Below are 11,832 nucleotides of genomic sequence, written 5' to 3'. Positions count from 1 at the left end.
TTGCCGGGCTGGCCGGCGCGCTCCTGCTGCCCGTCGACCGGCCCGGGGTCGGGTGGCTGCTCTCCGGACTGGCCGTCGTCGCCGCTGTCGTGGTGGCCGATCGGCGCTCGCGGGACGGTGCGGCCGGGGCGCTCACCTGGCGCAACGCCGGGTGGGCCGCCCTCGCGCTCGCGCTGCTCGCCGTGGGTGCCGTGCGGGCCTCGGGGTGGCTGTTCGTCCTCTGCGTCGTCGCCGCCGTCGTCTCCGGGTCGCTGGCCGTTGTCGGGGAACGGACCGTTCACTCCGTCCTCTACGACATGCTCGCCGTCCCGATCGANNCGCGCTCGCCGTGCTCGCCGCCGCCGGGCTCGTCGCGGTCTTCGTTCCGCTGCTGGCCAGTGCCGATGCCGCCTTCGCTGCCGTCGTCAACGCCGTCATCCCCGATCTCAGCGTCGCGACGCTCGTGCGGTGGTGCTCCGTCTTCGCCGTCGTCACCCTGGTCGTCGCCGGGGCCTGCTACTTCCTGGCCGCTCCGGCGCCGCGCGCGTCGGGCGAGCGTCCACAACGGACCAAATACGGTCTGGAGTGGACGTTCCCGCTGAGCGTCCTCGTCCTGGTGTTCGGCGTCTTCGTCGGGGTCCGGCTGGTGGTGCTGTTCGGGGGCACCGAGTACGTCCTGCGCACCAGCAACCTGACGTCGGCGGAGTACGCCCGCGGCGGCTTCTGGCAGCTGTGCGCCGTCACCGTCCTGACGCTGGCCGTCGTCGCCGCCGCACTGCGGTGGGCGCCGGACTCGACGAAAGCCGACCGGTTCCGGCAACGCGTCCTGCTCGGGACGCTCAGCGCGCTGACCCTGGTGCTCGTCGGCTCGGCGTTGAGTCGCATGTGGACCTACCAGCAGGCCTACGGCTTCACCGTGCTGCGGCTGCTCGTGGAGGTCTGCGAATTCTGGTTCGGCGCGCTGTTCGTGCTGGTCATGGTGGCACTGGTCCGGCTCCGCTCGGCGTGGCTGCCGCGGGCGGCGATCGGCACCGCCGCGGCGGCACTGCTCGTCCTCGCCGTCCTCGACCCGGAACGCCTCATCGCCGACGCCAACCTCGACCGCGCGGCCGCCGGCCGGTCCCTGGACGACCGCTACCTGGCCGGCTTCTCCGCCGACGTGGTCCCGGCCGTCTCCGCCCGCCTGCCCGAACCGCTGCGCACGTGCGTGCTGCGGCAGGTCCTCCGTGCCGACACCCCGGACGGCTGGCCGGCCTGGAACCTCAGCCGTTCGGCGGCCCGCGAGGTGACTTTCGGCCCGGTCACCGGCTGCCGCTGAACCGGACCGGCGGGTAGTGCGTGGTTGAAAGTTGTGCGGGAGCCACCGGGCCGTCGTGGGGGCGGCCCGGCGGCTTCCGCGCGTCCGAACGGGCTCAGAACGCGAAAACCTCGTCCGAATCCCGAGCCGCCTCGCATCGGTTCGCGTAGGTCGTGGTGAACGACACCGGCTTGCCGCGCCAGGTGCCGATCGCGGTGACGTCCACCGGGGCGTAGATCAGCGTGCACGCCTGGTGCCGCGCGGTGATCCGGGAGAAGTCGCCACCGGCACCGGACAGCACCGCGCACGCCTTGTCGCGCTTGGGGTGCGTGCCACCCGCCGGCTCGCACGTCAGAACCACCGAGCCGATCCGGCCGGCGGTGTCGTGGGTGGTCAGCTGCAGCGTCGAGGCCGGGGGTTGCGCCGGCGCCAGACAGCCGAGGCTCATCAGGCAGGCTGCGAAGGGGAGTAGGGCCATATCGGTGTCATCGGCCGTCCGGAGTCGATCACTGTGCTGCACGTCCGGGTGAGTCTTCTTCGCTCGGCCGGGTGAGATCCCAGGCCAGCAGCGCCACGTACAGCGACAACATCGACTCCGGGTCCTCCAGCCGCACGCCGAGGACCTGCTCGATCCGCGCGAGCTGCTGGTAGTAAGCCGTCCGCGACGTGTGGGCCGCCGCGGCCGCCGCCGACTTGTTGCCGCCCTGCTCGCAGTAGTGCCGCAACGCCTGGACCAGCCGGCTGCCCGAGGCCGCGTCGCGCTGGAGCAGTGGCCCGAGTTCGCGGTGCGCGAACGCGGTGACCCGCTCGTCGCCGGACAGCAGGTGCAGCAGGCCGCGCAGGCGGACGTCCGACAGGCGGTGCACCACCCGATCGGTCCCCGTGCCCAGCGCCGCCGCGGCGACCTGGCTCGCTTCCAGCAGCGTCCGGCGGGCCTCGGCGGGCGAGGACACCGTGGTGCCGACCGCGAGCACGCCCGGCGCGCTGCCGCGGGCTTCGTGGACGTCGGTGGCGAGCCGGTGCAGCACGGCGTCGGCGTTCGCTTCCGGGGACAGCGCGATCAGCGCCCGCACGCCGAGCTCGTCCGTCGCCACCAGCGCCGACACCTTCGCGCGGCGGGCCGCCAGCACCGTCGCTTCGGCCAGCTCGCGCAGCACCGGCGGGGTGGACAACGCCGGGCGCGCGGTCCCGGTCAGCCGGGGCCGGACCGCCAGCCCGGTCAGCTGCCGCCCGGGCAGTGGCACGGCGAGCGCCGAGGCCCGGGCCAGCAGCTCCGCCGTCGGCGCGGGTGAGGCCAGCAGCTCGGCGAGCACCGCGCGGTGGGCCTGGCGTTCCAGGCCGTCGGAATCCTTGGCGACCAGCCGGTGCACGGCCAGCGCGGACGCGGCCCGCTCGGCGACCACCCGGTGGCGGTGCGGCGGCTGGTCGGCGCAGACGAGGACCAGCCGTCCCCAGTCGTGCCCGCGTGCGCCGACCACGGTCACCAGCCAGCCCGAGCCCGGGTGGTAGCCGGTCCGCTCGCCGACCTGGACCACCCGCGACCGGGCCGGCCAGCCGGTGAGCAGCTCGGCCGGGTCGGTGCCGGCCGCGTCGTAGGCGAGGACCTCGTGGGAGAGCGTCTCCAGCACCACCGGCTGCTCGGTGAGCCGGGCGACCTCGCCCAGGACGACGCCGGGTTCCGCGCCCGCGACCGTCAGCGCGGTGAACGTCTCGTGCACGCGCTCGGCGGCGCGCAGCTCGGCGACCTGCGCGTCGACGATCTGGCCGTTCACCGCTTCGGTGACGCTCACGAACCGCGTCTCCCGCGAGAGCGTGACCAGCGGCAGGCCGTGCTCCTCGGCCGCGTCGACCAGCGCCGCGGGCAGCTTGTCGCTCCAGTGCCGGACCAGCTCGACCACGACGCCGGCCGCGCTGACCCCGGCCAGGTCGGCGACGTACCGGGCCAGCGCCGGGCCGTCGTCGGGCAGCGCGACGCCGGTGGTCAGCACCAGCTCGCCGCCGCGCAGCAGGTGCGCGATGTCGGCGACTTCGGCGACGTGCGCCCAGCGCACCGGGGCGTCCAGCCCGGCGGCGCCGGCGACGACGTGCGGACGGCCCTGGCGCAGCACCGGCAGCGCGAGGACCTCGGCGACGGTCGGGTACATGGCTCCTCGGCGTGTGATCAGCGGCAGGGACAGACTGTACGGCCGCGACGGCGAGTCCGTACACGTTGCCGATGGCCTGGCGTGGCGCCCGCCCGGAGACTCTGGGGGGACGTTGCCGGAGTGAAGGAGTGCCCGCCGTGACCGACCGCATCAGCCACTGGATCGACGGCAAGCCGTTCGGCGGGACCGCCGCGCGGTCCGGCGAGGTCTTCGACCCGGCCACCGGGGAGGTCCGGGCGCACGTCGACTTCGCCGGTGACGCCGAGGTCGAAGCCGCCGTCGCCGCGGCCAAGGCGGCGTTGCCGGGCTGGCGCGGGACGTCCCTGGCCGGCCGGACGCGCGTGCTGTTCGCCTTCCGCGAGCTGCTGTCCGCCCGCAAGCACGAGCTGGCGAAGATCATCACGAGCGAGCACGGCAAGGTCGAGTCCGACGCGGCCGGGGAGATCGCCCGCGCGATCGAGAACGTCGAGTTCGCCTGCGGCGCCGCGCAGCTGCTCAAGGGCGGGTTCAGCGAGAACGCCTCCACCGGCGTCGACGTCTACTCGATCGCCCAGCCGCTCGGCGTGGTCGGCGTGATCTCGCCGTTCAACTTCCCGGCCATGGTGCCGCTGTGGTTCGTCCCCAACGCGCTGGCCTGCGGGAACACCGTGGTGCTCAAGCCGAGCGAGAAGGACCCGTCGGCGGCGGTGTTCATCGCGGAGCTGTTCGCCGAGGCCGGGCTGCCCGCGGGCGCGCTCAACGTGCTGCACGGCGACAAGGCCGCCGTCGACGGGCTGCTGACGCATGCCGACGTCAAGGCGATCTCGTTCGTCGGGTCGACGCCGATCGCCCGCTACGTCTACGAAACCGGCACCCGGCACGGCAAGCGCGTCCAGGCCCTCGGCGGGGCGAAGAACCACATGGTGGTGCTGCCGGACGCCGACCTCGACCTGGCCGCGGACGCCGCGGTGTCCGCCGGGTTCGGCTCGGCCGGGGAGCGGTGCATGGCGGTGTCGGTGGTGGTGGCCGTCGACCCGGTCGGCGACTCGCTCGTGGAGAAGATCGCCGAACGGATGTCCCGCCTGCGCGTCGGCGACGGCCGCGACCCCGCGTCGGAGATGGGGCCGCTGGTGACGGCGGCGCATCACGCCCGCGTCGAGTCCTATGTGGACGCCGGGGTGTCGGCCGGTGCGTCGCTGGTGGTGGACGGCCGGGGCATCGAGGTCGCCGGGGACGGCTTCTGGCTCGGCCCGACGCTGTTCGACCACGTCCGCCCGGAGATGTCGATCTACACCGACGAGATCTTCGGCCCGGTGCTGTCGGTGGCCCGCGCGGCCTCGTACGACGACGCGCTGGAGCTGATCAACGCCAACCCGTACGGCAACGGCACGGCCATCTTCACCGGCGACGGGTCTTCCGCGCGGCGGTTCCAGAACGAGGTCGAGGTCGGCATGGTCGGCGTGAACGTGCCGATCCCGGTCCCGGTGGGGTACTACTCGTTCGGCGGCTGGAAGGACTCGCTGTTCGGGGACAGCCACGCGTACGGGCCGGAGGGGTTCCACTTCTTCACCCGGACGAAGGTCGTGACGTCGCGGTGGCCGGACCGCTCGCACGCCGGGGTGAACCTGGGCTTCCCGCGCAACTCCTGAGCGTTTCCGGGAATCGTCCGGGGTACTCGCGGGGTTCACCCTCCGAGCACCCCGGACGACGATGGGACGAACCATGAGCGCGAAGAACTCCGGCACCTTCACCATCGGCGGCGACCTCCCGGTCACCCGCCTGGGGTACGGCGCGATGCAGCTCACCGGACCGGGCGTGTGGGGCGATCCGAAAGACCCCGAGGAGGCCGTCCGCGTCCTGCGGCGGGCCGTCGAGCTGGGCGTGAACCTGATCGACACGGCCGACGCCTACGGCCCGTTCGTCGCCGACCTGCTGATCAAGAAGGCCCTCCACCCGTACGCCGACGACCTGGTCATCGCGACCAAGGCCGGCTTCACCCGGCAGGGGCCGAACCGGTGGGTCCCGGTCGGCCGCCCCGAGTACCTGCGGCAGCAGGTCGAGCTGAGCCTGCGGCACCTCGGCGTCGAGCGGATCGACCTGCTGCAGCTGCACCGGATCGACCCGGAGGTGCCCGTTGCCGAGCAGGTCGGGGAGCTGAAGAAGCTGCAGGAGGAAGGCAAGATCCGGCACATCGGCCTGTCCGAGGTCGGGGTGGCCGAGCTGGCGGAAGCGCAGCAGACCGCGGAGATCGTCTCGGTCCAGAACCTGTTCAACCTGGCCAAGCGCGACGCCGAGCCGCTGCTGGAGCACGCCACCGCGCACGGCATCGCGTTCATCCCGTGGTTCCCGCTGGCCACCGGGGCGCTGGCCGGGCCGGACAGCCCGCTGACCGCGCTCGCGAAGGAGCACGACGCGACGCCGTCGCAGCTCGCGCTGGCCTGGCTGCTCAAGCGGTCGCCGGTGGTGCTGCCCATCCCGGGCACGTCGTCGGTCGCGCACCTCGAGGACAACGTCGCCGCCGCGGACATCGAGCTGACCGACGACGAGTTCGACGCCCTCAGCGAGGCGGTCTAAGCCGGGAGCACGTTGATCAGCAGCTTGCTCCGGGGCGCGATCAGGACGGTGTTGACCCGGTCCGGCCGGATCCGCTCGCGGAGCTTCCGCTCCAGGGGGTAGGTCCGGCCGCCGGCGCGGAGACTGAACGACTCGAGGCTCTTGAACCCCTCCGGGCTGCGGTGCAGGCCGATCGGGTACTCGTCGGTGAGGCGGGCGCTGTCGAAGTCGTGCGTCCAGCCCGTGACCGCGGCCAGCCGGCCGCCGAAGGCGTCGGCGAGCCGGCGCCAGCAGACGAACGCGAACCAGCCGGTGATCGCCAGGAGCGGGACGGCGGCCACCGCGGCACCCGCGGCAGCGAGGCCCACCGTGGCCACGAGCCCGGCCGCGACGAGGACCGCCGCCACCCAGAAGTTCAGGTCGAGCAGCGCACCACGCTGCGCGGGGTGGAGCCGGCCGGTGCGGTTGGCCAGCTCCACCTCGGGCCGGTCGTTCACTCGCCCTCGCCTTCGGGGTGTTCCTCTTCGTAGGCCTCCCGGGCCTCGTGATAGCGGTCGGGTTGTTCGTTCTCCTGGCGGCGGCCCTCGGTCGCCACGCCGATCGTGTCCGCGGTGTTCCACCGCACCTTTTCGTTCGGGTCGAGGACCTTGTGCTGGTTCAGCACGCTGCGGCCCTCCTCGGAGTACTTGCCCGGGCCTTCCAGCCTCTCGCGGCCCGGGACGCGCTCCTTGGCGGCGTCGCTCCAGCCCTTCGCGGTCTCTTCGGCGGACTTCGCCTCCCGGCCCGCCTGCTCGAGCTCGTTCGCCTTGCGCTCGAGGCCCGCCGCGGTCTCGACACTCCGGTCCACGATCCGGTCGGCCGCCTTGCCCGCCTTCTTCAGCGCGTTCGCCGCGCCTTCGAGGGCCGCCTTCGACCTGCCCGCGCCCTTGGCCAGGCCTTCGAGCTTTTCGACGATCTTCGCGATGCGCGTGCTGATCTTCTCCGCCAGCACCCCGCCCTCGATGACCGTGTCCGCGATGAACGCCGCGATCGTCCCGCCGAACGTGCACCACGACGCCGCCAGCGCGGCCAGCGCCTTGACGATCAGCTCGCCCACGAACGACGAGATCAGGTCGCGGATCAGCCCGCGCTCGGTGCCGACCAGCGCCGCGCCGATGTTCATCGCCGTCGACGCGCCTTCGGCGTGCGACGCCGCGCCGCGCAGGACACCGACGTAACTCTCGGCCGTCCGCTGGTACGCCTCCGCGGACCCGCAGTCGCTGAACGACTGCTGGACCTTCTTCGCCTTCTGCTCGTAGCTCTCGGCCGTCTCGGTGAGCTGCTTCGCGATGTTCGTCCAGGTCACGGCCTTGGCGGTGATCGCCTCGGGCTTGCCGGCGAGCTTGTCGAGGCCGTCCTTGAGGAAGCTGATGTGCTCGATCAGCCAGCCGACGCCCGCGCTCGCCAAGGTGCCGAGCGGATCCATCGCCGCGCCGAGGAGGTCGAGGGCGTCGGTGCCGACGTCCATGGCCAAATTGCCCCAGTCGCCGGTGCGGGCGTCGGTGAGCGTCGCCGCGGCGTCGTTGAAGATCCCGGCGCCACCGGTCTGCGCGTTGAGGTTGTCCAGCTCGCCCTTCGCGCCGTCACCCATGCCGCTCCAGAAGCCGCTCGCCGGCTCGACCGTCGCGACCAGCGAATTCTCCGTCATGCGGGCAGCTCCTTGCCGATGCCTTCGAGCAGGCCCTTCGTCTTCCGCTCGTGCTCGCGGAACGCCGTGTGCGCGGTCTTCACCCGGTCCGCGACCTCGTGACCGGCCTCGACCGCCGCGGCCAGGAAGCCGTCGGCCGTGGTCAGCCACACCTGGATGGGGAGCGCGAAGACCTGGCCGACCAGCCCGAACGCGTCGAAGTCGAGGGCCTGCGCGGTGCCGGCGGCGTCGAGCGCCCGCTGGACCCCGGCGGCGATCTCGCGGATCTCGTCCTCGTGCCCGCCGAGGACGTCGAAGTCGACCCTCATCGCCATCAGAGCCCCCGGCGCAGGATCGGGCTGCCGAAGTCGTCGTCGGACGGCGGTTTCCGGCGCGGTTCTCCGCTGCGTTCTTCGGGCACATCGGGCACCGGAATCTGTTCCTTGAGGAATTCCATCGCCTCGCTGCGTTCGCCGATCACCGGCGCCATGATGCCGCTCAGCTGCTGCGCCGCCTCGAGCTGCGCCCGGCGCGCCGTGGCCACGACAGCCTGGGCCAGCCGGGTCCGCGGCAGCTCGTCGGCACGCGGGCCGAAGCTGAGTTCCTGCAGCGCACCGGCGGTGTTGACGGTGACCGTGACGGCCCCGTCGGCACTCGTGGCGGTCGCCGAGACACGCTGCAACCGCGCCTTCGCCTCGGCCGCGCGCCGGGCTATTTCGGGCATACCGGCCGAAGCCGGGTCAAAATTGTTCACGGCGACCTCGTCAGTCGGGGAAGGATGCGTCGATCAGAGGGATCGAACCGGTTTTCGGTTCCCCATTCAAGCGGGAAAAGTATTTCCAGAACAATTCATGGGCACCGGTTTGCGTGCTCTTTACCCGGCGGGACGGGCGGTGTTGAGCGCGACCGGCTCAGGCTTCCGTAAACTCGGATCGAGCAGCGAGCGAGGTAGGTGAGGAACCGGTGGCCAACGCGGAGGAACGCCGCTTCGACGTGCTGCGCGCGATCGTGGCCGACTACGTGGCCAACCAGGAACCCGTCGGGTCCAAGGCGATCGTCGAGCGGCACAACCTGGGTGTGTCGAGCGCCACCGTGCGCAACGACATGGCGACGCTCGAAGAAGAGGGCTACATCACGCAGCCGCACACCAGTGCCGGCCGCGTGCCCACCGACAAGGGCTACCGGCTCTTCGTCGACCGGCTCTCCGAGATCAAGCCGCTGAGCGCCGCCGAACGCCGCGCCATCACCACGTTCCTCGACAGCGGTACCGACCTCGACGACGTCCTCCGGCGCTCGGTCCGGCTGCTCGCGCAGCTGACCCGGCAGGTCGCCGTCGTCCAGTACCCGATGCTGACCAACGCCAAGGTGCGGCACCTCGAAGTGGTGCCGCTCACCCCGGCGCGGCTGATGCTGGTGCTGATCACCGACAACGGGCGCGTCGACCAGCGCACGGTCGACCTCGGCGACGTCGTCACCGAAGAGGACGTCGCCCGGCTGCGCACCGTGCTCAACACGGCCATGTCCGGACGGCGGCTCAACGACGCCGCGGCGCGCGTCGCCGAGCTGCCCGACAAGTCGCCCGGCGAGCTGCGGGACGCGCTCATCCGGATCACCACCGTGCTGGTCGAGTCGCTGGCCGAACACCCCGAAGAGCGCCTGGTGCTCGGCGGCACCGCCAACCTCACCCGCAACGTCGCCGACTTCCCGGGCTCGCTGCGCCAGGTCCTCGAGGCGCTCGAGGAACAGGTCGTCGTCCTCAAGCTGCTCGCCGCCGCGCGCAACCCCGGTGCGATCACGGTGCGCATCGGTGAGGAAAATGAGGACGAGCAGATGCGCAGCACCTCGGTCGTTTCGATCGGATACGGCCAGGACATGGTGCTCGGCGGCATGGGGGTGGTCGGCCCGACCCGGATGGACTACCCCGGCACGATCGCCGCGGTCCGCGCGGTCGCCAACTACGTGGGGCAGATCCTGCACGGCCGCTGAGCCGGGCAGAGCAGAAGGAGAAGCAGAGACGGTGGCGAGGGACTACTACGGCATCCTCGGGGTGGCCAAGAACGCGAGCGATCAGGAGATCAAGCGCGCGTACCGGAAGCTGGCCCGGGAGCTGCACCCCGACGTCAACCCGTCGGAAGACGCGCAGCACAAGTTCGGCGAGGTCACGACGGCCTACGAGGTGCTGTCCGACCCGCAGAAGCGCAAGATCGTCGACCTCGGCGGCGACCCGATGGACGGCGGCGCGCGCGGCGGCGGTGGCGGCGACCCGTTCGCCGGCTTCGGCGGCCTCGGCGACATCATGGACGCCTTCTTCGGCGCGGCCGGCGGCGGCGGAGGGCGCGGGCGGGGCCCGCGCAGCCGCGTCCAGCCCGGCTCCGACGCGCTGATCCGGCTCGGCCTGTCCCTCGAGGAGTGCGCCACCGGGGTCGACAAGGAGATCGCCGTCGACACGGCGATCGTCTGCGACCTCTGCCGCGGCGCGGGCACCAGCGAAGGCACCTCGGTCAAGACCTGCGATACCTGCGGCGGCGCCGGCGAGGTCCAGTCCGTCCAGCGCTCGTTCCTCGGCCAGGTCGTCACCGCCCGGCCCTGCCCCGTCTGCCGCGGCTTCGGCGAGGTCATCCCCGACCCGTGCCGCCAGTGCGGCGGCGACGGCCGCATCCGCGCCCGCCGCAACGTCACGGCCAAGATCCCGCCGGGCGTCGGCGACGGCATGCGCATCCGGCTGTCCGGCCAGGGCGAGGTCGGCCCCGGCGGCGGCCCGGCCGGCGACCTGTACGTCGAGATCGACGAGACCCCGCACGAGGTCTTCGTCCGGCAGGGCCACGACCTGCACTGCAACTTCCGCATCCCGATGACCACGGCCGCCCTCGGCGCCACGGTGCCGATCTCGACCCTCGTCGACGGCGACTACGAACTCGACGTCGAACCGGGCACCCAGCCCAACGCCGAGCTCGTCCTCACCGGCAAGGGCATGCCGCGGCTGCGGTCCTCCGGCCGCGTCGACGGCCGCGGCGACCTGCACGTCCACATCGACGTCGTGGTCCCGACCAAGCTCGACGACGCCCAGCGCGAACTCCTCGTCGAGCTGGCCCAGCAGCGCGGCGAAGAGGTCCCGACGCTGGCGTCCAACGGCACCAAGCACGGCGGGCTGTTCTCCAAGCTCCGCGCCAAGAACCACCGCTGAGCCGTGCCCGACACCACCCTGCCGGTCTTCCTCGCCCCCTCGGTGCCGGCTTCGGGCCGCGCGCTCCTCGACGGCGAGGAAGCCCGGCACGCGGCGACGGTCCGCCGCCTGCGCGTGGGAGAGCGGCTGGTCCTCTCCGACGGCGCGGGCGCGATGGCCCGGTGCGTCGTCGAAGGCGTCCAGGCCGGGCGGGACGCGCAGGTGACCCTGGCGGTCGAGGCGTTCTGGACCGAGGAACCACCGGCGCTGCGGGTCCTGGTCGCGCAGGCACTGGCCAAGGGCGACCGCGGAGAGCTGGCGGTCGAACTCGCCACCGAGGCCGGCGTCGACGCGATCGTCCCCTGGCGGGCGGCCCGGAGCGTCGCCAAGTGGGAGGACGGCGGACGCGGCGACAAAGCGCTCGCGCGCTGGCGGGCCACGGCCCGGGCCGCCGCGAAGCAGGCGCGGCGGGCCCACGTCCCGGAGATCACCGAGCCGGTGACCACGGCGGAACTGGCCGGGCTCGCGGCGACGACGTCACTGGCCATCGTGCTGGAGTCCGACGTCACCGAGCGGCTCACCGACCTCGAACTACCGGCCGCCGGGGACGTGCTGCTGGTCGTGGGACCCGAGGGCGGCATCACGGACGACGAGCTCGCGGTCCTCAAGGACGCCGGCGCGCGAGCGGTGCGGCTGGGGACCACGGTCCTGCGGACCTCCACGGCCGCCGCGGTGGCCCTGGGCGCGCTCGGTGCGCTCACCACCCGTTGGCAGTAGTTCACCGCGAAAAAAGGGCATATTTTTGCGCCCAGTTATGGCGCGATCACGCTCCGACCGGTTACTCTCATTTACTAACGCACCGTTCATCGTTCCGGTGCGCCACTGGGAAGACAGACTCCGCCGGGCACCTCCCCCCTCGGTCCGGCGGCCGCCGCGGTCGCGGTGAGGCGACCCCCAGGCTTCACCGCCACCGCGGCATCTCCTCGCTCGCTTCGCTCGCGGTCGAGCCGCGGTTTTGGTTTCGTTGTGTTTTCTGGGGGTCGGACCCCCA

11 protein-coding genes and 2 pseudogenes are annotated in these 11,832 nt (G+C 72.4%); 6 read left to right on the top strand and 7 right to left on the bottom strand.

Annotated features, from left to right (window positions below; translation table 11 throughout):
- Positions 1–281, bottom strand: a pseudogene (locus CCN39_RS51845) (hypothetical protein); the annotation flags it as partial.
- Here CCN39_RS51845 and CCN39_RS21780 point away from each other — a divergent pair.
- Positions 183–1,297: pseudogene (locus tag CCN39_RS21780) on the top strand (DUF4153 domain-containing protein). The pseudogenes CCN39_RS51845 and CCN39_RS21780 sit on opposite strands and share 99 nt — an antisense overlap.
- Positions 1,298–1,391: 94 nt before the next feature.
- Here CCN39_RS21780 and CCN39_RS21775 read toward each other — a convergent pair.
- Entirely contained in the window at positions 1,392–1,724 is a 333-nt protein-coding gene (locus CCN39_RS21775) for an SSI family serine proteinase inhibitor (RefSeq protein WP_167455140.1), read from the bottom strand.
- Positions 1,725–1,782: 58 nt separating this feature from the next.
- Positions 1,783–3,420 carry a PucR family transcriptional regulator gene (locus tag CCN39_RS21770; RefSeq protein WP_086844764.1) on the bottom strand — a complete coding sequence of 546 codons (1,638 nt, stop codon included), beginning with the start codon at positions 3,418–3,420 and terminating at the stop codon, positions 1,783–1,785.
- 137 nt (positions 3,421–3,557) lie between these two features.
- Between CCN39_RS21770 and CCN39_RS21765 the strand changes: the two genes are divergently transcribed.
- Both CCN39_RS21765 and CCN39_RS21760 read left to right on the top strand, forming a co-directional pair.
- Positions 3,558–5,048: a CoA-acylating methylmalonate-semialdehyde dehydrogenase gene (locus CCN39_RS21765; RefSeq protein WP_167455139.1), complete on the top strand. Its 1,491-nt coding sequence runs from the start codon at positions 3,558–3,560 to the stop codon at positions 5,046–5,048.
- A 73-nt stretch (positions 5,049–5,121) separates the two neighbouring features.
- Positions 5,122–5,973, top strand: coding sequence for an aldo/keto reductase (locus CCN39_RS21760; protein WP_086844760.1), 852 nt, complete (start codon positions 5,122–5,124; stop codon positions 5,971–5,973).
- Here the strand turns inward: CCN39_RS21760 and CCN39_RS21755 are convergent.
- The 4 genes from CCN39_RS21755 to CCN39_RS21740 are packed head-to-tail and all read right to left on the bottom strand — an operon-like array spanning position 5,970 to position 8,342.
- A complete protein-coding gene (locus tag CCN39_RS21755) occupies positions 5,970–6,449 on the bottom strand; it encodes a hypothetical protein (protein ID WP_086844758.1) in 480 nt (159 codons plus the stop codon). The genes CCN39_RS21760 and CCN39_RS21755 overlap by 4 nt on opposite strands.
- Complete coding sequence (locus CCN39_RS21750) at positions 6,446–7,639, bottom strand: PPE domain-containing protein (RefSeq protein ID WP_086844756.1); 1,194 nt, start codon at positions 7,637–7,639, stop codon at positions 6,446–6,448. The genes CCN39_RS21755 and CCN39_RS21750 overlap by 4 nt, the downstream gene beginning before the upstream one ends.
- Positions 7,636–7,953 carry a type VII secretion target gene (locus tag CCN39_RS21745; protein ID WP_086844754.1) on the bottom strand — a complete coding sequence of 106 codons (318 nt, stop codon included), beginning with the start codon at positions 7,951–7,953 and terminating at the stop codon, positions 7,636–7,638. The genes CCN39_RS21750 and CCN39_RS21745 overlap by 4 nt, the downstream gene beginning before the upstream one ends.
- Positions 7,953–8,342 (bottom strand): YbaB/EbfC family nucleoid-associated protein, encoded by a 390-nt coding sequence (locus tag CCN39_RS21740; protein WP_208630300.1) that lies wholly within the window; start codon positions 8,340–8,342, stop codon positions 7,953–7,955. The genes CCN39_RS21745 and CCN39_RS21740 overlap by 1 nt, the downstream gene beginning before the upstream one ends.
- A gap of 239 nt (positions 8,343–8,581) precedes the next feature.
- Here CCN39_RS21740 and hrcA point away from each other — a divergent pair, with 239 nt between their 5' ends.
- From hrcA to CCN39_RS21725, 3 genes are read left to right on the top strand one after another with little or no spacing between them, the layout of a single operon-like run.
- Entirely contained in the window at positions 8,582–9,604 is a 1,023-nt protein-coding gene (gene hrcA / locus CCN39_RS21735; RefSeq protein ID WP_086844751.1) for a heat-inducible transcriptional repressor HrcA, read from the top strand.
- Between the two features lie 31 nt (positions 9,605–9,635).
- On the top strand, positions 9,636–10,802 hold the full coding sequence (gene dnaJ, locus CCN39_RS21730) for a molecular chaperone DnaJ (RefSeq protein WP_086844749.1): 1,167 nt from the start codon (positions 9,636–9,638) through the stop codon (positions 10,800–10,802).
- A 3-nt stretch (positions 10,803–10,805) separates the two neighbouring features.
- Complete coding sequence (locus tag CCN39_RS21725; protein WP_086844748.1) at positions 10,806–11,558, top strand: 16S rRNA (uracil(1498)-N(3))-methyltransferase; 753 nt, start codon at positions 10,806–10,808, stop codon at positions 11,556–11,558.
- Positions 11,559–11,832 lie beyond the last annotated feature (274 nt).

It is taken from the genome of Amycolatopsis kentuckyensis, assembly GCF_002155975.1.
GTDB lineage: Bacteria > Actinomycetota > Actinomycetes > Mycobacteriales > Pseudonocardiaceae > Amycolatopsis > Amycolatopsis kentuckyensis.
The sequence above is the reverse complement of the archived record's forward strand: the minus strand, read 5'-3'. Positions and strand labels throughout refer to the sequence as shown.